The organism is Streptomyces decoyicus, assembly GCF_019880305.1.
Lineage (GTDB): Bacteria > Actinomycetota > Actinomycetes > Streptomycetales > Streptomycetaceae > Streptomyces > Streptomyces decoyicus.
On record NZ_CP082301.1, the window covers coordinates 1,564,303 to 1,587,711 of the forward strand.

The window sequence follows — 23,409 nt, forward strand, 5'->3', positions numbered from 1 at the left end:
CATAAGGTAGGCACACGAACCATTGATTGGGAAGGGGTATCGATGGACGGTGCGGTCGATCGGCTGGCACCCGTGCTGCGGCCGGTGCGGGCGGGCAACGGTTTCGAGGAAGCGCTGGAGCAGATACTCCAGATCGTGCGGCTCGGCCTGGTGCCCCAGGGCGAACGGCTGCCCGCCGAGCGGGAATTGGCCGAACGGCTCCAGATCAGCCGGGTCACCCTGCGCGAGGTGCTCAAGGTGCTCCAGGACGAGGGCCTGGTGGAGAGCCGGCGCGGGCGCTACGGCGGCACGTTCGTACGGGTGCGCACGGAGAACCCGGGCGAGGCCGAGCTGCGGCGCCGGATCGAGAAGATCGACGTCGAGGACACCCTGCGCTTCCGGGAAGTGCTGGAGGTGGGAGCGGCCGGGCTGTGCGCGGCCCACGGGCTGTCCGACGCGCAGAGCGACCGGCTGCGGGCGGCGCTCGCGGCCACCCAGGAGGCGCCGCTCGCCGACTACCGCCGGCGCGACACCCTGCTGCATCTGACCCTCGCGGAGCTGTCCGGCTCACCGTCGCTGGCGGCGCAGTACGCGGCGGTACGGGCGGGCGTCAACGATCTCCTGGACTGCATTCCGCTCCTGGTCCGGAACCTGGAGCATTCGCAGACCCAGCACACCGCACTGGTCGAGGCGGTGCTGGAGGGCGATGCGGACGGTGCCCGCGAAGTGATGCGCGAGCACTGCTGCGGGACGGCGGCGCTGCTGCGGGGCTTCCTGACGGCTCCGTCACCCTGAGCACCCGCCCGGGGACCCTGCGGGTGCGTTCACCATTCTTTTACGTCCAGGTCTTGCGCTGAGGCGACCCGCCAGCAAAGGTATGCGGCTAAACCTTTGCTCGTTATCCCCTCGGCGAGGCAGGAGCGGCTCATGGCCGACAACACGGATTCGCAGACCGCACCGCCCATCGGGCCCGCGGGCGGCACATCGTCCGACGAGACCTATCTGGAGCGGCGGACACTGCGCCGCGGCAGTGCGGGACCCCTGCTGCTGACCGGCCTGGGCGTCGCCTACGTCGTCTCCGGCGACTTCTCGGGATGGAACAACGGTCTGGCGCAGGGCGGCTTCGGCGGCCTGGCGATCGCCGCCGTCCTGATGGGCCTGATGTACACGTGCCTGGTCTTCGCGCTGGCGGAGCTGGCCTCGATCCTGCCGACCGCCGGCGGCGGCTACGGCTTCGCCCGACGCGCCCTGGGCACCTGGGGCGGCTTTCTGACCGGCACCGCGATCCTGATCGAATATGTGCTGGCGCCCGCCGCGATCTCCATCTTCATCGGTGACTACGTCGAATCGCTCGGCCTGTTCGGCCTGCACTCCAGCTGGCCCGTCTATCTCGCCTGCTTCGCGATCTTCATCGGGATCCATCTGTGGGGCGTGGGCGAGGCGCTGCGCTTCAGCCTGATCGTCACCGCCATAGCCGTCGCCGCCGTCGTCGTCTTCGCGATCGCCGCACTGACCGACTTCCATGTGGACACGCTCAACGACATCCCCGTCAAGGCAGGCGCCTTCGGGGCCAACTCCTGGCTGCCGTTCGGCATTCTGGGCATCTGGGCGTCCTTCCCGTTCGGCATGTGGTTCTTCCTCGGCGTCGAGGGCGTACCGCTGGCGGCCGAGGAGACCAAGGACCCGGCCCGCTCCCTGCCCAAGGCGATGGCCGCCGCGATGGGCATCCTGCTGGTGCTGGCGCTGATCACCTTTGTCGCCGCGACCGGGGCGCGCGGCTCGGCGGCGATCCAGTCGGTGGGCGATCCGCTGGTCCAGGCGCTCCAGCCGCACGGCAAGCCGACCACCGTCAGCCGGATCGTCAACTACGCCGGTCTCGCGGGCCTGGTGGCGTCCTTCTTCTCCCTGATCTTCGCCGGTTCGCGCCAGCTGTTCGCGCTCTCCCGGGCCGGCTATCTGCCCCGTTTCCTCTCCCTGACCAGCCGCCGCAAGGCTCCCTACCTGGGGCTGCTGGTGCCCGGTGCGCTGGGCTTCGCACTCGCCGCGGCCACCGGCGACGGTGCCCGGATGCTCAATGTCGCGGTCTTCGGCGCCACGATCTCCTACGCACTGATGGCACTCTCGCACATCGTGCTGCGCCGCCGGGAGCCCGGCCTGCCCCGCCCCTACCGCACCCCCGGCGGCCTGCTGACCTCGTCCGTCGCGTTCGTCCTGGCCTGCTCGGCGCTTGTGGCGACGTTCCTGGTCGACAAGGAAGCCGCCTTCATCGCCCTCGGTGTCTACGCCGTCGCGCTCGCCTACTTCGCCTTCTACTCCCGCCACCGGCTGGTCGCCGCGGCGCCCGAGGAGGAGTTCGCGGCGCTGGCGGCGGCGGAGGCCGAGCTCGAACGCACCTGACCGGTACGCCGGTACACCGGTACGCCGGTACGCCGGTACGCCGGTACGCAGCAACGGCCGGCCGGGGCATCCCGGCCGGCCCCGCCCGTCCCCGCACCGCCCGCCCGCCCCCCACGGAGGACCACACCCCATGTCCCAGCCCCTCATCGGCATCAGCACGTACCAGGAAGAGGCCCGGTGGGGGGTGTGGGCCCTGCCCGCCGCGCTGGTGCCCGCCGGATACCCGAAGCTGGTGCAGCGCTCGGGCGGGCTGGCCGCGCTGCTGCCGCCGGGCGACCCGGCCACGGCCGCCGAGACCGTCGCCCGTCTGGACGGGCTGGTGATCGCCGGCGGCGCGGATGTGGAGCCGGCCCGCTACGGCGCGGAGCCGCACCCCAGGACCGGCCCGCCGGCCCTGGACCGGGACGCCTGGGAACTGGCCCTGATCGAGGCCGCGTTGTCGGGCGGCGTCCCGCTGCTGGGCATCTGCCGCGGGCTCCAGCTGCTGAACGTGGTGCTGGGCGGCACCCTCGTCCAGCACCTCGACGGGCATGCCGGAGCCCCCGGAGTCTTCGACCGGCACGACATCAAGCCGGTCCCCGGGACCCTGCTGGGCCGTACGCTGCCCGAGCCGGTCTCCGTGCCGACGTACCACCACCAGGCCGTGGACCGGCTCGGCCGCGGGCTCCTGGCCTCCGCCTATGCGGAGGACGGCACCATCGAGGCGCTGGAACTCCCGGGCGCGTACGGCTTCACCCTGGCGGTGCAGTGGCACCCCGAGGCCGGGGACGACACCCGGGTGATGGAGGCCCTGGTGGCGGCGGCGCGCGGGACGTCCGCCGGGGAGTGACCGGGACGGGCCCTGGGCCCCGGCGGCCCGCTCAGTGCGCCCCGCGCGTCAGCCCCAGCAGCTGCCGGGCCGGGCCCGCGGGCCGCTGACCGGCGGGCCACACGGCCCGCAGATCGCGGCCGAGCCGCAGCTCGCGCACCGGAATCTCGACCAGCCGGCGAGCGGTCAGCTCCTCACCGACGGCGAGTTCACTGAGGACGGACGGCGCCGCCTCGCTCACCACGGCCGCCTTCACGGCGGTGGTCGAGGCGAGTTCGAGGAGCGGCTCGGCCAGCCCGCCGTGCCGGGCGAGCGCCGCGTCCAGCACCTGGCGGGTCCCCGAGCCCCGCTCGCGCAGGATCAGCGGGGTGGCGGCGAGTTCGGCGGCGGTCAGCTCCGTACGGCGCCGGGCCCAGGGATGGGACGGGGCCGCGACCACCACCAGCCGGTCATGCCCGATGACCGTCCCGTCCAGCCCCGACGGCACCTCCAGCCCCTCCACAAATCCGACGTCCGCCGCGCCCCCCAGCAACCGCTCGGCGACCACGCTGGAGTTGCCCGCGAGCAGCGACACCGCGGTCCCAGGCCGCTGCGCGCGCAGGGCGATCAGCCACCCCGGCAGCAGATACTCGGCGATCGTCATGCTGGCCGCGACCCGCAACCGCGAATCACGCTGCCCCCGCAACGCCTGCGCGCCCGCGTCGAAGGCCTCGGCCGCCTCCACCACCCGCCGCGCCCAGTCCGTCACCAGGGCGCCGGCGTCCGTCAACCGGGAGCCGCGCGGTGAGCGTTCGACCAGCGCCACCCCCAACTGCCGCTCCATCGACCGGATACGGCTGCTGGCGGCGGGCTGGCTGATGCCCCGCGCACGGGCCGCCCGCCCCAGGCTGCCGAGCCGGGCGACGGCGAGCAGCAGCTCCAGCGCACCGAGATCCGGGACCCGGTGCGACAGCGGCACGGCGCCGGGCCCTTCCTCATCACTCATAAGTCCCCCTGCACATAACCCCAGCTTATGCCCTCATAGACACGAGGTCCCTGGTGGCGGGCGTCCCGGGCGACGACGCTGTTCCCATGGCAACTCTCGCGCAAGCACCTTCCCGCCCCGGCGCCGCCGCGGGCCCCGCCGCCGGCCCCGGCGTACCCGCCACCGCAGCCTCGGTCCGCCATCTCGGACCGAACTGGTACGCCGCCGTCATGGGCACCGCGATCGTCGCCAACGCCGGTGCGGTCCTGCCGCTCACCGCACCGGGCCTGCGCACCGCCTACCAGGTCGTCTGGGCACTGTCGGCGCTGATGCTGCTGACGCTGCTGGCCGCCAGAACCGTGCACTGGATCCGCCACGGCGACCAGGCGCGCCGCCATCTGCTCGACCCGGCCGTCGCCCCCTTCTACGGGTGTCTGGCGATGGCGCTGCTGGCGGTGGGCGGCGGCACGCTCGCCGTGGGCCGGGACGTCATCGGGGAGCCGGCCGCGCTGGCCGCCGACGCGGTCCTGTGGACCCTGGGGACCCTCGTCGGCCTCACGGCGGCCGCGGCGATTCCGTATCTGATGGTGACCCGGCACCGCATCGAGACCGGCAGCGCCTCTCCCGTCTGGCTCCTGCCGCTGGTCGCCCCCATGGTCTCGGCGGCGCTGGGCCCGGCCCTGGTGCCGCATCTGCCGGCCGGCCAGTGGCGGGAGGCCCTGCTGTTCACCTGCTATGCCCTGTTCGGCATGTCCCTGCTGGCCACGCTGCTCGTCCTGCCGCTCGTGCTGTCCCGGCTGATCCACCACGGCCCGCTGCCCCTCGCGCTCACCCCCACGCTGTTCCTCGTCCTGGGCCCCCTGGGGCAGTCCACCACCGCGCTGGCCAACCTCGCCCATGCGGCACCGGGTGTCGTGGACGCCTCCTCCGCCCACGCCATGGGGGCCTTCGCGGTGCTCTACGGCGTCCCGGTGACGGGCTTCGCGCTCCTCTGGCTGGCGATCGCGACCGCGATGGTGGTGCGCGCCTTCCGCAACGGCATGGGCTTCGCGATGACCTGGTGGGGCTTCACCTTCCCCCTCGGGACCTGTGTCACGGGCGCGGCGGGCCTGGCCGTGCGCACCGGTCTCGGCGCCTTCGACCGGCTCGCGGTGGGCCTGTTCGCGCTCCTCGTGACCGCCGTGGCGGTGGCCGGCACCCGCACGGCCATCGGCCTGGTCCGCGGCCGTCTCCTGGCACCGCCCCGGCCGGTCACGGCGTAGGGCCTGGCGTCACAGTCCCGTCTGCCTCACAGCGCCTGGCACGCCCGCTCACCGCGCCCCGGCCAAGGCCTGTGCCAGTACGGCCGGGGCGCGCCCCAGTGAGGGCCCGTACCAGGTCAGATACCGGCCGCTGACCAGCGCGGCGGGCAGTCCCGGGAACGCCTCGGGACCGTCCTCGGCGCTGAAGCGATAGGGCTCGTCGGGCAGCACCACGAGGTCGGCGGCACAGGCGCGGAGGGCGTCGAGCGGGATACGGGGGTAGCGGTCGGCATGGTCCGCGTAGAGGTTGCGGACGCCCAGGCGGGCCAGGAGATCACCGGCGAAGGTGTCCCGGCCCAGCACCATCCACGGCCGGCGCCAGACCGGCACCACCGCCGTCCGCCCGGCCGGACGGACCGGGAGGTCCCGCCAGGCGGCCTCGGCGGCGTCCAGCCACTCGGGCCGGGCCAGCCCGCAGCCGTGCACGAGGACCCGCTCCAGCTCCCGGAACGCTTGCGGCAGGGTCCGTACCTCGGTGACCAGCACCGTGATCCCGGCGGCGCGCAACGCGGCGAGATCCGGCTCCCGGTTCTCCTCCTCGTTGGCGATCACGAGGTCGGGGGCGAGGGCGGCGATCCGTTCCGTGTCCGGGTTCTTGGTGCCGCCGATGCGCACGGCATCGAGTCCGGCCGGCTCGCTGCACCAGTCGGTGGCCCCCACCAGCAGGCCGGGCGCGGTGCAGGCGACCGCCTCCGTCAGCGAGGGGACGAGTGAGACCACGCGGCGCGGCGGAGTGCGGCTCATCATGGCGCCAGGGTACGCAATTCACCGCTCGCGACGGGCGGTTGTGCACCATCGGACAATAGCGGGGACAGCCCTCGTCTCCCTAGGATCGACGCGAGTTGATCAAGCATCACCAAGGGAGAACCGAGGGATTTTCTGCATGCACAGCCACCGCCGAAAGGGCACTCTCCTCAGCGTGTTGGCCACGGGTCTCGCACTCGTTTCGCCTTTGGCGCTCAGTGCGCCGGCACAGGCCGCTCCGGTCAAGGGATTCCATTCCAAGTCGGGCGGCACGGGATGCCCGGGCGCCTATGACACTGCGTTCATCTACGTCAAGGGCGCCGCGAAATTCCGGGTCAGCTGGCGGGTCCCGAGCGGAAAAGTGCACACCCAGGAGTACTGGAACGACCCCTCCGGCATCTCGTCCAAGGCCATTCCCACCTGGCGGCACCAGGTCTACTGGAAGGTGACCTCGGTCTGGGGCACGAAGAAGACCCTGGTCAAGGTGTACGGATTCTGCAGCGTGAAGGGAAACCGGTGACTTTCCGCATGAAGAAGAAGATCGCTGCGGTGCTGGCCGCCGCCGGGGCCACGCTGCTCCTCGCCCCGGGCGCCGCGCACGCCACCGAGAAGGAGGGCGGCTACAAGCGCTGTGGCAAGGGCCAGGAAGTCATCATCGTCTCCAAGGCCGTCGGCCACATCGTGCACAAGTTCAAGATCCCGGGTAAGGGGCACCACGTCTGGACCCAGGATTTCGGCCGCAAGAACTATCTGCTCACGGAACGGCCCACCCCGACCGGACTGCGTTCGGTGAAATACCGGATCTATGCGCTGGACGTGCCGGGAAAGTTCGACGGGGCCAAGGTCGAGACCTTCAAGCTCCTGTGCCGCAAGTTCTGAGGCATATCCCGCCGCACCGCCGATCCGTCCGCCTCGCATTCCGTACCGCGGACCGGAAACAGCCGAGCCCCGCCACCGAAACGTTCCGGTGGCGGGGCTCGCCGCGGCGAAGTGGACGCCGGTGAGGATTACTTCACGGGTGCCATCTTGTCGACGATGCCCGGATGGGCATCGATCCACTTCTGGACGCCCTTGTCCTCGTTGCCCTTTCCGGCGGCCTGAATGTCCTTCTCCAGGCTGCCGAGCTCATCGGCGCTCATCTTCCAGTTCTTCAACCAGCCGTTGAACTCCGGGAATTTCTTCGGGAAGCTCTTGTTGCCGATCGTCTTGATCTGGTTGTTGGCGCCCCAGGTGCCCTGCGGGTCCTTGAGCTTGGTGAGGTCGTACTTGCTGTACGCCCAGTGCGGGGACCACAGGACCACCGCGATGGGCTCCTTCTTGTCGTAGGCCCGCTCCAGCTCGGTGAGCATGGCGCTGGTCCCGGCCTCGGTGACGTCGAAGCCGTCCAAGCCGTAGGCGGGCGACACCACGCTCTTGAGGCGCTTCATCTCGCCGGTGCCCGGCTCGATTCCGATGATCTTGCCGCCGAAGGTGTCCTTGTGCTTGCGCAGATCGTCCAGGGTCTTCACACCCTTGACGTAGGACGGTACGGCGATCTCCAGGGAGGTCTTGTCGTACCAGGCCCCGACGTCGACCAGATCGTCTTTGTACTTGTCCCAGTACTGCTTCTGCGCCACCGGAAGCCAGGCGTCGGTTTCGACATCGATCTGCCCCGTCGACAGTCCGGTCCACATCGGCCCGACATCGAGGTTCTGGAGCTTCGGCCGGTAGCCCCGCTTCTCCAGAATGTTCTTCCAGAGGTACGTCGTGGCAATGCCCTCGTCCCACGCCGGGAAGCCCATGGTCGGGGTCTTGCCCGCGTCCTTGCCCTTGGCGTAGGCGGCCTTGGCGGACGGCGCCAGCTTGTTGACCAGCCCCGGGTGCTGCTTGAGCCAGGCGCGCACGCCCTCCTGCTCATGCCCCGTACCGGCGTTCTTGACCTCGCTCTCGAGGCTGGTGAGCTGCTTCTCGTCGAGGTGGAACTTCTTCATCCAGCCCGCGACCTGGGGCTCGTCGTGGGAGAAGCCCTTGCGGCCCAGCATGTGCAGGCTGTCCCCGGACCCGAACGAGCCCTTGGGGTCCTTGAGCTTGGTCAGCTTGTACTTGTCGTAGGCCCAGTGCGGCGACCACAGCGTGACGGCGATCGGCTTCTTGTCGTGGATCGAGCGGTCCAGCTCGGTGAGCATGGACGAGGTGCTCGACTCCATGACCTTGTACTCGCCGCCCAGGCCGTAGTCCTTGAGGACCTTGTCCTTGAGGATCTTCATCTCGCCCGCGCCGGGCTCGATGCCGACGATCTTCCCGCCGAACGTGCCGCCCTTGCCCTTGAGGTCGTCCAGGGTCTTGACGTCCTTCATGTAGGACGGGACCGCGATCTCCAGGGAGGTCTTGTCGTACCAGGCGCCCAGGTCCTCGAGCTTGTCCTTGTACTTCTTCCAGTACTCCGCGTGGGTCGTCGGCAGCCAGGCGTTGGTCTGCACGTCGATGTCACCACGGGCCTGGCCGGTGAAGAGCGGGCCGGCATCCAGGGCCTGGACCTTGGGCTTGTACCCGCGCTGTTCGAGGATTTCCTTCCACAGGAACGTCGTGGCCTTGCCCTCGTCCCAGTTGACGTAGCCGAGGCTGACCGGCCGGCCGTTGCCGTCGGTGCCCGCCGCGCCACCGCTCTCCTTGCCGGCGAAGCTCATCCCTCCGGCGATGAGCGCGAGCACCACCACCGCGACCGTCGCGACAGAGGTCGCGGGCTTCCAGTGGAGGAACTTCAGGCCGCCGAGCGCGGCCTGCGCCTTCGCCAGCGCGCGCCGGCCGAGCGGGGAGACCCGCTGGTTGAGCGCACTGGTCATCCGGTCCAGGTACACCGCGAGGATGACGACCGCGAGACCGCCCTCCGCGCCCAGCTTCACATCGACCGAGCTGAGCGAGAGGTAGACGGTGCCGCCGAGACCGGCGCCGCCGACCATGCCCGCGATGACGACCATGGACAGCGCCAGCATGATGACCTGGTTGATACCGGCCATGATCGTCGGCAGGGCCAGCGGCAGCTGTACGCGGAAGAGCGTGCGCCGGGGATGGGTGCCGAACGCGTCGGCGGCCTCGACCAGTTCGCCGTCGACCTGCCGGATGCCCAGTTCGGTCATGCGGACCGCGGGCGGCATGGAGAAGACGATGGTCGACACGATGCCGGGGACGGCACCGAGGCCGAAGAAGAGGATGCCGGGGATCAGGTAGACCATCGCGGGCATCGTCTGCATCAGGTCCAGGACCGGACGCACCGCCCCGCTGACGGCACGGTTGCGGGCCGCCCAGACACCGAGCGGTACGGCGACCGCGATGGTGATGATGCAGGCCACGAGCACCAGCGAGAGCGACTGCATGGTCTGGTGCCACTGCTCGATCGAATCGATCAAGGCGAAGCCGAGGAAGGTCAGCACAGCGGCCGGCAGACCGCGCAGCCACCAGGCGATCACCGCGAAGATGCCCGTCAGGAGCAGCGGTTCGGGGCCGGAGAGGACCGTGAGGATGCCGTCGTAGAAGCCCCCCAGCACGGTCGTGACGAAGTGGAAGAGCCACTCGGCATGGTCCCGCAGCCATTCGACCAGGCTGTCGGCCCAACTGCCTATCGGAATCCTAGGCACCGGCGCTCACCTTGTCCTCGGGGTCGTGGTCCGTGGGCGCGTTGCCGGACGTCTGCTCGGAGGTCTCGTCCGCGGGCGTCTTGTCCGCGGATATCCCGTCGCCCGAGGTCTTGGCCTCGGCCTGGACGGGAACGGCCGGGGCCGGGTCCTGCGCCGCGGATTCGCCGAGGACGGCGAGCAGCCGCTCGGCCGTCACAGCGCCGACCAGTTCGCCCTTCTCATCGGTCACGGCGACCGGAACGGTGCTGGTCGAGCAGGGCGTGAACAGCTCGACCAGCGGGGTGTCGACACCGACCGTGGCAGGTGCGGCGGCCCGGAACTCCGCCGCAGTGGCGAGCTTCTTGCCCTCCGGGGTCGTGGCGCCGAGCACGGTCCCGACCTCGGCCATGATCGCGCCCGCGGTCAGTACCCGCGTACGGTCCACGTCCTGGGTGAAGGAGGCGACATAGTCGTTGGCCGGCGTGACGAGGATGTCCTCGGCGCTGCCGATCTGGACGATCCGGCCGTCGCGCATCACAGCGATCTTGTCGCCGAGCCGCATGGCCTCGTTCAGGTCGTGGGTGATGAAGACGATGGTCTTCTTCAGCGCCTTCTGGAGCTCCAGCAGCTGGTCCTGCATATCGCGGCGGATCAGCGGGTCGAGCGCGCTGAAGGACTCGTCCATCAGCAGCAGGTCGGCATTGGTGGCCAGCGCACGGGCCAGGCCCACGCGCTGCTGCATCCCGCCGGACAGCTCGTCGGGCCAGGACTTCTCCCAGCCCTTGAGCCCGGTGAGTTCGAGCGCTTCGGTGGCGCGCTTCGTACGCTCGGCGCGCGGTACACCCTGCACTTCGAGGCCGTAGGCGGCGTTCTCCAGCACACTGCGGTGCGGGAAGAGCGCGAAGTGCTGGAAGACCATGGAGATCTTCTCGGAGCGGACCTTGCGCAACTCCTTGTCGCTGAGCGAGGTGAGGTCCTGGCCGTCGAACCGGACGGTTCCCGACGTCGGCTCCAGCAGCCCGTTGAGCGTGCGCAGCAGGGTGGACTTGCCGGACCCGGACAGACCCATGACGACGAATATCTGGCCCTCGTCCACCTCGATCGACGCGTCGATCACCGCAGCGGTGGTGCCTTCGGCCCGCAGGTCCTCCCGGCTGGCGCCGGCTTCGAGCTTGCGGACCGCGTCCTCGGGTCGTCTGCCGAACACCTTGTACAGGTGCTCGGCTTGCAGCCTGGACACATATGCCTCTCTTGTCGAACCAGTGACGACCTGCCACCCCCGTAGCCAGGTCGTGGAGTGGCGCGGGTTCCGCCCGCCTTTACCGGTCGAAAAGTTGAATTTCGATCGGGTCCACTCCGGCTGCGCGCCTGCCCTTCTTTATGCGGCTCAAACAAGACGGTGATTCACCTCACATCCGCGTGACGTATGGGGCATACGGCAAGATGCGGGATGTGACTCGACGCCTGATGCTCCTCGACACCGCCTCTCTCTACTTCCGCGCCTATTTCGGGGTACCGGAATCAGTCAAAGCCCCGGACGGCACCCCGGTGAACGCGGTGCGCGGCCTGCTGGACTTCATCGCCCGGCTCGTCCAGGACCACCACCCCGACGACCTGGTCGCCTGCATGGACTTCGACTGGCGCCCCCAGTGGCGGGTCGACCTGATCCCCTCGTACAAGGCACACCGGGTCGCCGAGGAATCCCCGGCCGGATCCGCGGAGCCCGACGAGGAGGAGATCCCCGACACCCTCTCGCCCCAGGTCCCGGTCATCGAGGACGTCCTGGACGCCCTGGGCATCGCCCGTATCGGGGCGGCCGGCTACGAGGCCGACGACATCATCGGCACCCTGACCGCACAGGCCAAGGGCCCGGTGGACATCGTCACCGGCGACCGCGACCTCTTCCAGCTCGTCGACGACCGGCGCGGCATCCGCATCCTGTATCCGCTCAAGGGCGTCGGCACCCTCCAGATCACCGATGAGGCGCTGCTGCGCGAGAAGTACGGCGTGGACGGCCCCGGCTACGTCGATCTGGCGCTGCTGCGCGGCGACCCCAGCGACGGCCTGCCCGGCGTCCCGGGCATCGGCGAGAAGACGGCCGCGAAACTGCTGGACGCCTACGGCAACTTGGCGGGCATCATGGCCGCCGCCGAGGACCCCGCTTCGAAGGTGACCCCCGCCCAGCGCAAGCGGCTGCTGGAGGCCCGCCCGTATGTCGCGGTCGCCCCGAAGGTCGTGAAGGTGGCCACCGACGTGGCCGTCCCGGCCGTCGACCACACCCTGCCGAACGAACCGGCCGACCCCGTGCGGCTGGAAGCGCTGGCCGACCAGTGGGGCCTCGGCGGCGCATTGCAGCGCCTGCTCCTCACGCTCCGCCGATGACCTGTTAGGTTAGGTATACCTAATAAGTATCGCATCAGGGGAGATCGCCGTGGCAGCTGAGCGTCCGTCCCGCAAGAAGCCCACCCTGCACCGCGCCCGGGTGCAGCGCACCGAGCAGCTCACCCCGCACATGGTCCGCGTGGTGCTGGGCGGTGAGGGGCTGGGGGAGTTCACGGCGGGCGAGTTCTCCGACCACTACGTCAAGCTGGTCTTTCCGCTGCCCGGCGTGCAGTACCCCGAGCCGTTCGACATCGCGCAGATCCGCGCCGAGTTCCCCCGCAACCGCTGGCCCAGGACCCGTACGTACACCGTCCGGGCCTGGGACCCCACCACCCGCGAGCTGACCGTGGACTTCGTGGTGCACGGCGACGAGGGCGTGGCCGGACCGTGGGCGGCCGCGGCGAAGCCGGGCGAGGAGATCTTCCTTCTCGGTCCGGGCGGCGCCTACGTCCCGGAGGCCGGCGCCGACTGGCATCTGCTGGCGGGCGACGAGAGCGCACTGCCGGCCATCGCCGCATCCCTGGCCCGGATGCCCGCGGGCGTACCGGTGCACGCCTTCATCGAGGTGGCGGGCCCGGAGGAACGCCAGGAGCTGGAGGTACCGGCCGGCGCCGGGATCCGCTGGCTGTACCGCGGGGCCGCACCGGTCGGCCGCGAACTGGTCGCCGCCGTACGGGCGCTGGAGTTCCCGGCCGGCCGGGTCCAGGCGTTCGTGCACGGCGAGGCGGGGTTCGTGAAGGAGCTGCGGCGCCTGCTCCGCGTCGAGCGCGACATCCCCCGCGAGGCCCTGTCCATCTCCGGCTACTGGCGCACAGGCCACGACGAGGACGGCTGGCAGGCCGCCAAGCGCGACTGGAACCAGCAGGTCGAGGCCGAGCAGGAGTCCGCGACGGCGACGGCCTCCTGACCCGGCGGTACGACCCGGCCGGCCCTTCTACGGCGGGACCCTCGCGGGCCCGCAGGCCCGCAGGCCCGCAGGCCCGTAGGCCCGTAGGCCCGTAGGCCCGTAGGCCCGTAGGCCCGCAGGCCCGGGTCACGATCTCGGCGGTGGAAGGGGCCCGCGCTACGGCGTATGGCAGACCGCTTCGATGTTGTTGCCGTCGGGGTCACGGACGAAGGCCCCGTAGTACGACGCGTGGTACTGGGGCCACAGCCGTGGCGCGTGCAGGGACTCGGCGCCGGCCGCAACGGCCGCGGCGTGGAAGGCGTCGACGGCCGCGCGGCCGTCCGCGGCGAAGGCGAGGTGCACCTCGCGGGCCGGGCCGTCGTCGGTGGCAGGGACGAGCCAGAGGGTGTGTCCGGTGGTGCCGAAGCTGATGAACTCGCCGAATTCCTTGGTCCGTTGCCCCCCGAGCGGGGCGAGGACACGGTCGTAGAACTCCGCACTCGCCGCCACATTGCTGACCTGGATCGCGATGTGATCAATCATGCCGTCAGCCTTCCACCGGCTCCGGGGGTCTGTCGCGGCGATTACCGCCAGGAGCCCCGTCGGGCGCCCCGTCGAAGAGCCCGTCGGCATCCCCGTCCGGGCACGCGGACCGGAGCGCCGGCCGGCTCAGTCGTGGTGGAAGACCTCCCGCATCGGTGTCCACCACTCCCCCGGTACGGCGCCCTCGGTCTGCTCCTGGCAGGGATCGGTGAGCTGCCACCACCGCCGGGTCACCGGGTCGGCCGCCATCCGGGCCATGTCGGCGGCGTAGTCCTCCCCGACGTACTCGGCATACGAGAACAGCACATCGCCCTCGAGGAAGATCGAGTAGTTGCGGAGATGGCAGGCGGTGATCATCGCCAGCACCTCGGGCCAGACCTCCGCATGCAGCCGCAGATACTCCTCGCGGTGTTCCGGGCGCAAGGTGATGAGCCTGCCGAGGCGCCGTACCGGGGTGGCGCCCTCGTCGCGTGTCGCACACATGGCGGAAGCCTTCCCCACCACCCCGGCGGCCGCACCCTGCCGCCCCGGACCGCCGCGAAGTCGTCCTGCCGTTGCGGGAATTGGTTGACGGCGCAGGCATCTGCCTGTTCCACTGACCCCATGCGTCCTCAGCAGCGGCTGGTCACCCGCGACCACATCGACTTCGGTCGAGTGTGGTCGGCCTCCTGTTGCCGCTGACTTCTTCGTAGCGCAGTACATCCCCCTCCGCCGTACGGCCATCCCGTACGCCCGCATGCCCCACGCGCATGCCCACGAGCGCACGACCTACGAGAAGACGAGGCCATCACCATGCCTGTCGAGTTCCTCGGCATTGCCGCGACCAACGACGGTTCCGAAGTCACCCCCCGTTCCGGCGCTTCCTTCGACAAGGCCTACACGCTGAAACTGGCCCGTGCCCACGAGGAGTACGGCTGGGACCGGGTGCTGTTCGCCTACGGTTCCGGCTCCCCCGACCCCTCCCCGGCCGCGGCCTATGTCGCGGCCCGCACCGAGACCCTTCAGATCCTGGTGGCGCACCGCCCCAACGTCTCCTATCCGACGTTCGCCGCGAAGACCTTCGCGACGCTGGACCGGATCAGCGACGGCCGGCTCGCGGTCCACTTCATCACCGGCGGCAACGACCACGAGCAGGGCCGCGAGGGCGACACCCTCACCAAGGACGAGCGCTACGACCGCACCCGCGAATACATCCGCCTCGTCAAGAAGATCTGGACCACCCACGAGCCCTTCGACCACGAGGGCACCCACTACCGCTTCCGTGACTTCGTCTCGGACACCTTCCCCGTCCAGCAGCCGCACCCCCAGGTGTCGTTCGGAGGTTCCTCGGCGGCGGCGTACGCGGCGGGCGGCGCCGAGGCGGACATCTACTGCCTGTGGGGCGAGCCGCTGGCACAGACCGCCGAGCAGATCGCCTCGGTGCGGGCCGCGGCGCGGGCGGCCGGCCGCAGCGACGTGCCCAGGATCCAGGTCGCGTTCCGGCCGGTCATCGCGCCCACGGAGGAGCTGGCCTGGGAGAAGGCCCACCGCACCCTGGAGCGGATCAGGGCACGCAAGGCGGGCGGCCCGCTCAGCCGCCGGCATCCGCTGACGAACCCGCAGAACGCCGGGTCACAGCGGCTGCTGGCGGTGGCCGCCGAGGGCGAGCGGCACGACCGGGCACTGTGGACCCCGACCGCCGCGGAGACCGGCGGCGCGGGCAACTCCACGGCCCTGGTCGGCACGCCGGAGACCGTCGCCGAGGCCCTGCTCGACTACTACGACCTGGGCGTGGACATCCTCTCCGCGCGCGGCTACGACCTGCTCGACGACGCCATCGACTTCGGCCGGTATGTCATCCCGATCGTGCGCGAGGAGGTCGCCAAGCGCGACGCGGAGCGGGCGGCCACCGGCGGCCGGCAGGCGTTGTCACCCGCCGCCGCCCGTTAGGCGACAGCAGTCGGCGCCGCACCCCCGCCGGACGGGGGTGCGGCGCCGTACCGCTCAGGCCGGAACCGGCCGCTGCCGCTCAGCCCACCGACGAATACGCCACCACGCCGCGCAGCACACCGTCCATGGACTTACGGGCGGTACGCGCGACCGTGCCGCCGGGCGGGGCCGCCGCCGCGATCTGGCCGAGGACATCGATCAGCTGCTTGCACCAGCGGACGAAGTCACCGGCGGGCATCTCGGCCTCGCGGAGCACCTCGTCGAGGCCGAAGCCGGAGGCCCAGCGGTACGCGGCCCAGGCGAAGCCGAGGTCCGGCTCGCGCTGTCCGACGCCCTCCGCCTGGTTGATCTTGTGGTCCTCCTCCAGGGCGTCCAGCCGGCCCCAGATACGCACCATCTCGCCCAGCGCGTCCCTGGCCTTGCCGGCCGGCAGCTTGGGCGCCACCGCATCGTCCGCCTGCCGCGCCTCGTACACCAGCGCCGAGGCACAGGCCGCCAGCTCCGCCGGGCCGAGGCCCTCCCAGACGCCCTCGCGCAGACACTCGCTCGCCAGCAGATCCAGCTCGCCGTAGAGCCGGGCCAGCCGGCGGCCCTCGTCGGTGACCGTGTCGCCTTCGAGGTAGTCCAGCTCGGTCAGCAGTGCGCAGATCCGGTCGAAGGTGCGGGCGATGGTGTTTGTCCGCCCCTCGATCCGGCGCTCCAACTGGCGGGTGTCGCGCAGCAGTCGGTGATAGCGCTCCGCCCAGCGGGCGTGGTCCTCACGCTCGGCACAGCCATGGCAGGGGTGCGCCCTGATCTCCGTACGCAGCCGGGCGATCTCCCGGTCGTCGGCCGCCTCCGAGCGCGGCTTGCGATGCCGCGACGGGACGACATGACCGGCCTTCGTCCGCAGCGCGGACGCCAGATCGCGGCGCGACTGCGGGCTGCGGGCGTTGAAGGACTTGGGGATCCGCATCCGGTCCAGCGCCTCGACCGGCACCGGGAAGTCGATCGACGCCAGCCGCTTGACCTGACGCTCGGCGGTCAGCACCAGCGGCCGCGGCCCGTCCTGCGGATCGAAGCCGCGATGGCCGTTCGTCCGCCCCGAGGGCATACCGGGGTCGAGGACCAGCGCCAGGCCCGCGTACTTGCCGGTCGGCACATGGATGACATCGCCGGGCTTCAGCTTCTCCAGCGCCGCCGCGGCCGCCACCCGCCGCTGCGCCGCGCCCTGCTTGGCCAGCTCCGTCTCCCGCTCCTTCAACTCCCGCCGCAGCCGGGAGTACTCCTCGAAGTCGCCGAGGTGGCAGGTCATCGAGCCGCGGTAGCCCTCCAGCCCCTCCTCGTTCTTCTGCACCTGCCGCGAGATCCCGACCACCGACTTGTCGGCCTGGAACTGCGCGAAGGACATCTCCAGCAGCTCCCGCGAACGGTGCCTGCCGAACTGGGAGACGAGGTTGACCGCCATGTTGTACGACGGCTTGAAGGAGGACCGCAGCGGATACGTACGGGTCCCGGCGAGCCCGGCCAGCGCGCCCGGGTTCATCCCCCGCTGCCACAGCACCACCGCATGGCCCTCGATGTCGATCCCGCGGCGCCCGGCGCGGCCGGTCAGCTGGGTGTACTCGCCGGGAGTGATGTCGGCGTGCTGCTCACCGTTCCACTTCACGAGCTTTTCCAACACCACGGAACGCGCGGGCATGTTGATGCCCAGCGCCAGCGTCTCGGTGGCGAAGACGGCCTTGACCAGGCCCTTCACGAACAGCTCCTCGACGACCTCCTTGAACGTCGGCAGCATGCCGGCGTGATGCGCCGCGATGCCCCGCTCCAGGCCCTCCAACCACTCGTAGTAGCCCAGCACATGGAGGTCGTCGTCCGGGATGCCGGCCGTCCGCGCCTCCACTATGCGACGGACCTGCTCGCGGCCCTCCTGGTCGTTGAGCCGCAGGCCCGAATACAGGCACTGCTGGACGGCGGACTCGCAGCCTGCGCGGCTGAAGATGAAGGTGATCGCGGGCAGCAGGCCCTCGTTGTCGAGGCGGTCGATGACCTCCGGGCGGCTCGGCGTCCAGATCCGGGCACGCTGGCGCCGCTCACGCTCGCGGTCCGCCTCGCGCAGATTGCGGCCCCGGCGCTTGTCCCGGCCGAACGTCGGCCGGCTGTTCTCCATGCGCGCCAGCCGCTCCAGATCGGGATTGACCTCGCGGCGGCCGCCGCTCTGCCCGTCCCGCTCCTCGAACAGGTCGTATATCCGGCGGCCCGCGAGGACGTGCTGCCACAGCGGCACCGGCCGGTGCTCGGAGACGATCACGGCGGTGTCGCCACGGACCGTGTCCAGCCAGTCACCGAACTCCTCGGCGTTGGAGACGGTGGCCGACAGTGACACCAGCGTCACCGACTCGGGGAGATGGATGATCACCTCTTCCCAGACGGCACCGCGGAAGCGGTCGGAGAGGTAGTGCACCTCGTCCATGACCACATAGCCGAGCCCGACCAGCGACTGCGAGCCGGAATAGAGCATGTTCCGCAGTACTTCGGTGGTCATCACGACCACCGGAGCCTCGGAGTTGACGCTGTTGTCGCCGGTCAGCAGACCGACCTTGTCGGCGCCGTAACGCTTGACCAGGTCCTGGTACTTCTGGTTGGACAGCGCCTTGATGGGCGTGGTGTAGAAGCATTTTCGGCCCTGCTCCAGGGCCAGGTGGACGGCGAATTCGCCGACGATCGTCTTTCCGGATCCGGTGGGGGCCGCGACCAGCACGCCCTTGCCGGCCTCCAGGGCCTGGCACGCCTCGACCTGGAACGGATCCAGGCCAAAGTCGTACATTTCTCGGAAAGGGGCGAGTGCGGTGGCCTGCTCGGCCGCCCGGAGCTTGGCGGCGGCATAGCGTTCAGCAGGGGACATGTCCTCGGTCATCGTGCTTACGAGCCTACCGGCCACCTCTGACAACGACCGATCATTATGGGCAGCCTTTGCCCGCCCCCCTTCGGTCCCGGAACGCCGGGGCGCCCGTGCACGAGGGAGCGGGGCGGCGGGGCACCGGGGTGGAACGAATTCGCTGTCATGATCACAGAGATCCCCTACGATCATCTTGATCATCCCGTGCATCCGCGGGATCTTTCAGCGGCGCCTCACGACCAGAGACGTCCCCGACGGGCATCAAGTACTGCTGAGCCTGTGTCAGCCGGGGTAGACCCGGCGGGCGGATCACGGTGAAGGGGGAGGCTCCACAGGAGCCTCCCCCTTCCGCGGTCCCTCGGCCTCACACGGCCGCCTCCGCGAGCCGTGCCGAGCCGGGCCGCCAGGGCCCGGCCCGCCGGCCTCGTCAGGTGACGTCGTCGAAGCTGCCGCGCCTCGTGTCGCCGTCTCCGCTCGCCTTCTCCGGCAACGCCGCCGTCGCCGCCACCGGCTCGATCTCGCCGATCTCCGCAGGCGTCAGATCGAGGTCGGAGGCCTCGTCGTCGGCCGGCTCCGCCGCGAGCCGTCGCCGCCGTCGGGCATCGTTGGCCAGCGCGATCCCGACGGCGCCGAAGTACAGCACGGTGATCGGGACGGCCAGGGCAAGCATGGTCAGCGGGTCCGTACTCGGTGTCGCGATCGCCGCGAAGACCGTGATGCCCATGACCATCGCCCGCCACCAGCCGAGCATGCGTTTGGCGGTGATGACGCCGGCGAAGTTCAGCATGACCAGGAGCAGAGGCAGCTCGAAGGACAGGCCGAAGACGATGACCATCCGGGCGATGAGGTCGAGCAGCTTGTCCAGCGTGAGGAGGTTGCCGATACCGGCCGGCGTGAAGGCGATGAGGACGTCCGCCGTGGTGGGCAGCACCCGGTACGCGAAGTAGCCGCCGGCCACGAACAGCGGAAACCCCACGCCGACGAAGCTGAGCGTGTACTTCTTCTCGTTGCGGTGCAGCCCCGGGGCGAGGAAGGCCCAGAGCTGGTAGAGCCAGACCGGCGCCGACAGGATGAGACCGGCGACCAGGGAGACCTTCAGCGCGAGAGTGAAGGGGCCGAGCAGGTCCATCATCACGATGCTGGCGCATCGCGACCCCTTCTCCTGCTTGGCGAGGTCGGTGAAGAGTGAGTTGCAGCCCACCGACTGCAACACCGGCTTCGTGAAGAAGTTGATGATCTCTTCGTAGAAGAAGGCCGCGACGACCGTCGCGACGACAATGGCCAGCAAGCCCTTGGCGAGCCGGTTGCGGAGCTCACGCAGGTGCTCCACGAGGGGCATGCGCCCCTCGGGGTCTTTCGCCTTCTGTTGTTTGTTGGGGGCAGACTTGAGCAACCCACGTCCTCATCTCATGCGACGGGCAGTGGACGCGCCACTGCCACAGTCAAGCCCTGGATTCAGCGCTGCACGCTGTGATCGTTCTCGGCAACCGGCCGAGCACCGTTCACGTCACCAGGCGCCGCCTTGATCGTCCGGGTCGCACTCTGCGAGTCGGGGTTCGGCGGGTCGGAGGGGGCTTCCTGCTTCTGGCCGCCCTCGGACTTCATCGCCTTCGCCTCGCTCTTGAGGATGCGGGCGGACTTGCCGAGCGAGCGCGCCATGTCGGGCAGCTTCTTGGCGCCGAACAGCAGGACGACGACGACGAGAATGAGAATGATCTCGGGAGCGCCGATCTTTCCGAACAACATAAGCGTCTACCTTCTCACCGAGGCGGCTGGGGATGGAGCTACCTGACTTGGCCGGACATCCGTCCGCCCGCCGTGCTAGCAGCGATCGTAACGCTCACGGGTAAACGCTGGGCAACCCCTGTGCGCACTCCGAGTAGCGGGCCGCGCCTCACGCTCGGCCCTGCGGAACAGCCTACCGTCCACACGTACGAGGGCTTTGGCCCGTCACGCCCGCTACTCCGTTTCCCGCCGATGCGCCGATGCGGCCAATGGAGCCGCGGCCCGCTCCAGGTCCTCGGCGGCTCGCTGGATCCGCTCCGACGTCGCTCCGACCTGGCGGGCAAGCCGTCGTACTTCGGCGAAGACGCGGACGGCGAGGGCACCGAGCACGGCGATCCCGACGAAGCCGAGGGCGATTGCGATCATGGGCCAGAGCATGGGGCGAGCCTATCGGTCAGCCCGTGTGCAGCCGCAGCGTGCGGACCCCGCCGCCGGTGAGCAGCTCGATGATCCGCTCGCCGGCCGGTTTGCGCACCGCACGGCGGCAGTCGGGGCAGGTGAAGGAGTAGAAGGTGGTGCGGCTGCTGCCGCCGATCGCCAGCCGGAAGGCCTCCGAGGCCAGCTCGAAGCGGCCCCGGCAGTCCGGGCAGGCCGCTTTGAAGACCACCGGAGCGCTCATGCCCGCCAGGGCGGTGGTCGCCCTCGTGGACGTCATCCTTCGCTGCCTCCTCCTTCTCCCTGCGCGACACGACGCGAGCCGCGCGCCGCCCGGTCCGCCGCGCTCACTCGCCGTACGCCGCGAGCGCCTGGTCGGCGGCCTGCCGCGCACTGTCCGCGAGGGCCTGCGGCGCCACGATCCGGCCGTCGCGGCCCAGTCGCAGCGCCAGCCGCCGCAGCGAGGCCGGGTCGGGGGTGCGCAGCGTGATGCGCAGTCCGCCGTCGGGGAGTTCCTCGGCGCTGTCGTGCGGGTAGTACTCGGCGACCCAGCGGCCGCCGGGCCCGACCTCGATGGACACCTCGGGGTCCTCGGCCGCGGGCTGTACCAGCCCCTCCGACAGATCGCGCAGCTCGACCGGCGGCGGATCGGCGGGCGCGTCCAGCAGCTTGATCTCGGCGACCCGGTCGAGACGGAAGGTGCGCCGGGCCTCCGAGAGCCGGCACCACGCCTCCATATAGGTGTGTCCGACGGCGAAGAGCCGGATCGGGTCGACCTCGCGCTCGGTCAGCTCGTCACGGGCCGGGGAGTAGTAGCGCAGCCACAGCCGGCGCCGCTCGGCGATGGCGCGGTCCACATCGGCGAACACCCCGCCCTCGGACTCGAAGGTCACCGACAGCCGGGCACTGGCGCCGGCCGCCTCACCGGCCGCCGCCTCCAGCTTCGCGGTGGCGCGCAGCAGCGCCTGCCGGTCGCCCTCGCGCAGCCCGGGGAGGGTGGCCACCGCACGGGCCGCGACGAGCAGGGCGGTCGCCTCGTCGGCGGCCAGCCGCAGCGGCTCGGCGACATCGTCGGGGTTGTGCCACCAGATGCGGTCGCCGTCGGTGTCGATGTCCAGGAGGTCGCCGCCGCGGAAGCTCGTACCGCACATCGGCAGGATGTCGAGGTCGGTGATCAGCTCGTCCTCGGTGATGCCGAAGGCGCGGGCGACGTCGCCGACGCGGGCACCGGGGCGCTCGCGCAGATAGGTCACCAGGGACAGCATCCGGCGGGTCTGGTCGATCGCGTTCGTCGCCATGGGTCTCGTATCCCTCTCAGCCCTTGGCCACGGCGCGCAGCCGGTCGATGACCTCGGCGCGCAGTTCCGCGGGTTCCAGTACGACCACGTCGGGCCCGAACTCCACCAGCCAGGCGTCGAGTCCGTGGCCGTTGGGAATCTCCAGCTCGTCCCAGCCGTCGCCCAGGTCGCGAACGGTGAGCGCACGGGCGCGCAGCGGATAGCCGTGCTCGGCGCGGAGCCTGATCCGTGCGGTGCCGGTGGCGGTCTCCCCGGCCCAGCTCTCGACGGTCTCGCGGACGGTGACGTGATCGGGCACCGGAGCGGTGAACGCCCCTTGCCGGGAACGGACCTTGCCGGTGATCCGGGAGAGCCGGAAGACCCGCTCCGCCTGGCGCTCGCGGTCCCAGCCGGCCACGTACCAATGACCCCGCCAGCATTCGAGGATCCATGGTTCGACCTGCCGCTGCTCCGGGTGGGCGGCGTTCGACTTGCGGTAGTCGAAGACGACGGGGCGGCGGTCGCGGCAGGCCAGCATCAGCGGCTCGAAGGCGGCCTCATGGGCCGGGATACGGGGCTCCAGGGCGCTGTGCGGCTGCCCGGCGTCATAGTCCGCGCCGTCGCCGGCCAGCGGCATACCGGCCGCGCGCAGCTTCTGGAGCGCGCCGCTGGCGGCGCCCGCCAGCCGGGCCTGCTGCCAGATCTTCGCGGCCAGCCCCAGGGCGGCGGCCTCCTCGGCGTCCAGCGTGATCGGGGGCAGGCGGTTGCTGTCGCGGCGGGCGAGATAGCCGATGTCGCCCTCGATACCCTCGACGGTCTCGATGACCAGGCCGAGCTCGCGCAGATCGTCCTTGTCGCGCTCGAACATGCGGTTGAACGAGTCGTCGCTGCCCGCCTCGATATAGGCCTCGATGGAGGACCTGAGCTCCCGCTTGGTCAGCGGGCGTCGTGTCCCCAGCAGGCACAGCGCCAGGTTCATCAGCCGCTCGGCCTTGGCAATCGCCATCGACGCCCTTTCTCGTTGAACTCCCGATCGTTGACCGTACCGCTCGGGGAGGTCAGGGCAAAAGCCGGAGGGCCCGCGCCATCGCGGCGCGGGCCCTCGGACACGTCAGCAGCGGTCGCGCGCGGCGACCGGCACCGGTCTCAGACGGAGACCAGGTCGCAGACGAAGATCAGCGTCTCGCCCGGGGCGATCCGGCCGCCGCCGGCACCGCGGTCGCCGTACGCCAGGTGCGCGGGGATGGTCAGCCGGCGGCGGCCGCCGACCTTCATGCCCTGCACGCCCTGGTCCCAGCCGGCGATGACCTGGCCGGCGCCCAGCTGGAACTGGAGCGGCTTGCCGCGGTTCCAGCTCGCGTCGAACTCCTCGCCGGTGCTGAACGACACGCCGACATAGTGGACGGAGACGGTGTCCCCGGCCTTGGCGACCGGCCCGTCGCCCTCCGTCAGGTCCACGATCTCGAGCTCGGTGGGAGCCGGGCCCTCAGGAAAGTCGATCTCGGGCTTGTCGATGCTCACGAATGTGCTCCTACTTACGAATCTTTACGATTACTGCCTCAGTCTCG

Annotated in this window: 23 protein-coding genes; 9 read left to right on the forward strand and 14 right to left on the reverse strand. The window is 70.5% G+C overall.

Annotation, left to right across the window (positions count from 1 at the left end; all coding sequences use genetic code 11):
• Window positions 1–42 precede the first annotated feature (42 nt).
• From K7C20_RS06905 to K7C20_RS06915, 3 genes are all read left to right on the forward strand, one after another.
• Window positions 43–774, forward strand: coding sequence for a FadR/GntR family transcriptional regulator (locus tag K7C20_RS06905; RefSeq protein WP_030088535.1), 732 nt, complete (start codon window positions 43–45; stop codon window positions 772–774).
• Window positions 775–906: 132 nt separating this feature from the next.
• Window positions 907–2,376 carry an ethanolamine permease gene (gene eat, locus K7C20_RS06910; protein ID WP_053210166.1) on the forward strand — a complete coding sequence of 490 codons (1,470 nt, stop codon included), beginning with the start codon at window positions 907–909 and terminating at the stop codon, window positions 2,374–2,376.
• A 130-nt stretch (window positions 2,377–2,506) separates the two neighbouring features.
• Window positions 2,507–3,205, forward strand: a complete 699-nt coding sequence (locus K7C20_RS06915) for a gamma-glutamyl-gamma-aminobutyrate hydrolase family protein (protein WP_053210167.1) — start codon at window positions 2,507–2,509, stop codon at window positions 3,203–3,205.
• A gap of 31 nt (window positions 3,206–3,236) precedes the next feature.
• Here K7C20_RS06915 and K7C20_RS06920 read toward each other — a convergent pair whose 3' ends face one another.
• Entirely contained in the window at window positions 3,237–4,169 is a 933-nt protein-coding gene (locus tag K7C20_RS06920; protein ID WP_053210168.1) for a LysR family transcriptional regulator, read from the reverse strand.
• A gap of 86 nt (window positions 4,170–4,255) precedes the next feature.
• On the opposite strand from K7C20_RS06920, the gene K7C20_RS06925 reads away from it, so the two are divergent.
• Complete coding sequence (locus K7C20_RS06925; protein ID WP_053210176.1) at window positions 4,256–5,410, forward strand: TDT family transporter; 1,155 nt, start codon at window positions 4,256–4,258, stop codon at window positions 5,408–5,410.
• Window positions 5,411–5,458: 48 nt separating this feature from the next.
• On the opposite strand, the gene K7C20_RS06930 is transcribed toward K7C20_RS06925, so the two are convergent.
• A complete protein-coding gene (locus tag K7C20_RS06930; protein ID WP_078953516.1) occupies window positions 5,459–6,196 on the reverse strand; it encodes a helical backbone metal receptor in 738 nt (245 codons plus the stop codon).
• Window positions 6,197–6,368: 172 nt separating this feature from the next.
• Between K7C20_RS06930 and K7C20_RS06935 the strand changes: the two genes are divergently transcribed.
• Window positions 6,369–6,713 (forward strand): hypothetical protein, encoded by a 345-nt coding sequence (locus K7C20_RS06935; protein ID WP_150127327.1) that lies wholly within the window; start codon window positions 6,369–6,371, stop codon window positions 6,711–6,713.
• Complete coding sequence (locus tag K7C20_RS06940; RefSeq protein WP_150127328.1) at window positions 6,710–7,072, forward strand: hypothetical protein; 363 nt, start codon at window positions 6,710–6,712, stop codon at window positions 7,070–7,072. Before K7C20_RS06935 ends, K7C20_RS06940 begins: the two co-directional genes overlap by 4 nt.
• 128 nt (window positions 7,073–7,200) lie before the next feature.
• Here K7C20_RS06940 and K7C20_RS06945 read toward each other — a convergent pair whose 3' ends face one another.
• Window positions 7,201–9,807 carry an ABC transporter permease/substrate binding protein gene (locus K7C20_RS06945; RefSeq protein ID WP_030084763.1) on the reverse strand — a complete coding sequence of 869 codons (2,607 nt, stop codon included), beginning with the start codon at window positions 9,805–9,807 and terminating at the stop codon, window positions 7,201–7,203.
• Window positions 9,800–11,026 (reverse strand): quaternary amine ABC transporter ATP-binding protein, encoded by a 1,227-nt coding sequence (locus K7C20_RS06950; protein ID WP_030084765.1) that lies wholly within the window; start codon window positions 11,024–11,026, stop codon window positions 9,800–9,802. The genes K7C20_RS06945 and K7C20_RS06950 overlap by 8 nt, the downstream gene beginning before the upstream one ends.
• Before the next feature lie 227 nt (window positions 11,027–11,253).
• Here K7C20_RS06950 and K7C20_RS06955 point away from each other — a divergent pair, with 227 nt between their 5' ends.
• Window positions 11,254–12,168 (forward strand): 5'-3' exonuclease, encoded by a 915-nt coding sequence (locus K7C20_RS06955; protein ID WP_030084768.1) that lies wholly within the window; start codon window positions 11,254–11,256, stop codon window positions 12,166–12,168.
• A gap of 49 nt (window positions 12,169–12,217) precedes the next feature.
• On the forward strand, window positions 12,218–13,075 hold the full coding sequence (locus tag K7C20_RS06960) for a siderophore-interacting protein (RefSeq protein WP_030084770.1): 858 nt from the start codon (window positions 12,218–12,220) through the stop codon (window positions 13,073–13,075).
• 156 nt (window positions 13,076–13,231) lie between these two features.
• On the opposite strand, the gene K7C20_RS06965 is transcribed toward K7C20_RS06960, so the two are convergent.
• Entirely contained in the window at window positions 13,232–13,597 is a 366-nt protein-coding gene (locus tag K7C20_RS06965) for a VOC family protein (RefSeq protein ID WP_053210169.1), read from the reverse strand.
• Between the two features lie 126 nt (window positions 13,598–13,723).
• A complete protein-coding gene (locus K7C20_RS06970; protein WP_030084774.1) occupies window positions 13,724–14,080 on the reverse strand; it encodes an L-rhamnose mutarotase in 357 nt (118 codons plus the stop codon).
• A 309-nt stretch (window positions 14,081–14,389) separates the two neighbouring features.
• On the opposite strand from K7C20_RS06970, the gene K7C20_RS06975 reads away from it, so the two are divergent.
• Window positions 14,390–15,526 carry an LLM class flavin-dependent oxidoreductase gene (locus K7C20_RS06975; protein WP_030084776.1) on the forward strand — a complete coding sequence of 379 codons (1,137 nt, stop codon included), beginning with the start codon at window positions 14,390–14,392 and terminating at the stop codon, window positions 15,524–15,526.
• A gap of 79 nt (window positions 15,527–15,605) precedes the next feature.
• On the opposite strand, the gene K7C20_RS06980 is transcribed toward K7C20_RS06975, so the two are convergent.
• The 8 genes from K7C20_RS06980 to K7C20_RS07015 form a co-directional block, all read right to left on the reverse strand.
• Window positions 15,606–18,422: a DEAD/DEAH box helicase gene (locus tag K7C20_RS06980; RefSeq protein ID WP_053210170.1), complete on the reverse strand. Its 2,817-nt coding sequence runs from the start codon at window positions 18,420–18,422 to the stop codon at window positions 15,606–15,608.
• Between the two features lie 409 nt (window positions 18,423–18,831).
• A complete protein-coding gene (tatC, locus tag K7C20_RS06985; protein ID WP_078953517.1) occupies window positions 18,832–19,797 on the reverse strand; it encodes a twin-arginine translocase subunit TatC in 966 nt (321 codons plus the stop codon).
• 62 nt (window positions 19,798–19,859) lie between these two features.
• Window positions 19,860–20,147: a Sec-independent protein translocase subunit TatA gene (gene tatA, locus K7C20_RS06990; RefSeq protein WP_030084780.1), complete on the reverse strand. Its 288-nt coding sequence runs from the start codon at window positions 20,145–20,147 to the stop codon at window positions 19,860–19,862.
• 216 nt (window positions 20,148–20,363) lie between these two features.
• Window positions 20,364–20,567, reverse strand: a complete 204-nt coding sequence (locus tag K7C20_RS06995) for a hypothetical protein (protein WP_030084781.1) — start codon at window positions 20,565–20,567, stop codon at window positions 20,364–20,366.
• Window positions 20,568–20,583: 16 nt separating this feature from the next.
• On the reverse strand, window positions 20,584–20,844 hold the full coding sequence (locus K7C20_RS07000; protein WP_053210172.1) for a hypothetical protein: 261 nt from the start codon (window positions 20,842–20,844) through the stop codon (window positions 20,584–20,586).
• A gap of 67 nt (window positions 20,845–20,911) precedes the next feature.
• Window positions 20,912–21,862, reverse strand: a complete 951-nt coding sequence (locus tag K7C20_RS07005; protein WP_030987042.1) for a helix-turn-helix transcriptional regulator — start codon at window positions 21,860–21,862, stop codon at window positions 20,912–20,914.
• A gap of 16 nt (window positions 21,863–21,878) precedes the next feature.
• Entirely contained in the window at window positions 21,879–22,847 is a 969-nt protein-coding gene (locus tag K7C20_RS07010) for a helix-turn-helix transcriptional regulator (protein WP_030084787.1), read from the reverse strand.
• Between the two features lie 140 nt (window positions 22,848–22,987).
• Window positions 22,988–23,362: an FKBP-type peptidyl-prolyl cis-trans isomerase gene (locus K7C20_RS07015; RefSeq protein WP_018087767.1), complete on the reverse strand. Its 375-nt coding sequence runs from the start codon at window positions 23,360–23,362 to the stop codon at window positions 22,988–22,990.
• Between the last annotated feature and the right edge of the window lie 47 nt (window positions 23,363–23,409).

Bases quoted from the DNA above. Each gene is read 5' to 3' on its own strand.
- K7C20_RS06930 (WP_078953516.1), bottom strand. From the start codon at position 6,196: ATGATGAGCCGCACTCCGCCGCGCCGCGTGGTCTCACTCGTCCCCTCG.
- K7C20_RS06975 (WP_030084776.1), top strand. From the start codon at position 14,390: ATGCCTGTCGAGTTCCTCGGCATTGCCGCGACCAACGACGGTTCCGAA.
- K7C20_RS06970 (WP_030084774.1), bottom strand. From the start codon at position 14,080: ATGTGTGCGACACGCGACGAGGGCGCCACCCCGGTACGGCGCCTCGGC.
- K7C20_RS06995 (WP_030084781.1), bottom strand. From the start codon at position 20,567: ATGCTCTGGCCCATGATCGCAATCGCCCTCGGCTTCGTCGGGATCGCC.
- K7C20_RS06955 (WP_030084768.1), top strand. From the start codon at position 11,254: ATGCTCCTCGACACCGCCTCTCTCTACTTCCGCGCCTATTTCGGGGTA.
- K7C20_RS06980 (WP_053210170.1), bottom strand. From the start codon at position 18,422: ATGACCGAGGACATGTCCCCTGCTGAACGCTATGCCGCCGCCAAGCTC.
- eat (WP_053210166.1), top strand. From the start codon at position 907: ATGGCCGACAACACGGATTCGCAGACCGCACCGCCCATCGGGCCCGCG.
- K7C20_RS06905 (WP_030088535.1), top strand. From the start codon at position 43: ATGGACGGTGCGGTCGATCGGCTGGCACCCGTGCTGCGGCCGGTGCGG.
- K7C20_RS07010 (WP_030084787.1), bottom strand. From the start codon at position 22,847: ATGGCGATTGCCAAGGCCGAGCGGCTGATGAACCTGGCGCTGTGCCTG.
- K7C20_RS06920 (WP_053210168.1), bottom strand. From the start codon at position 4,169: ATGAGTGATGAGGAAGGGCCCGGCGCCGTGCCGCTGTCGCACCGGGTC.
- K7C20_RS06925 (WP_053210176.1), top strand. From the start codon at position 4,256: ATGGCAACTCTCGCGCAAGCACCTTCCCGCCCCGGCGCCGCCGCGGGC.
- K7C20_RS06965 (WP_053210169.1), bottom strand. From the start codon at position 13,597: ATGATTGATCACATCGCGATCCAGGTCAGCAATGTGGCGGCGAGTGCG.
- K7C20_RS07005 (WP_030987042.1), bottom strand. From the start codon at position 21,862: ATGGCGACGAACGCGATCGACCAGACCCGCCGGATGCTGTCCCTGGTG.
- K7C20_RS06915 (WP_053210167.1), top strand. From the start codon at position 2,507: ATGTCCCAGCCCCTCATCGGCATCAGCACGTACCAGGAAGAGGCCCGG.
- K7C20_RS07000 (WP_053210172.1), bottom strand. From the start codon at position 20,844: ATGACGTCCACGAGGGCGACCACCGCCCTGGCGGGCATGAGCGCTCCG.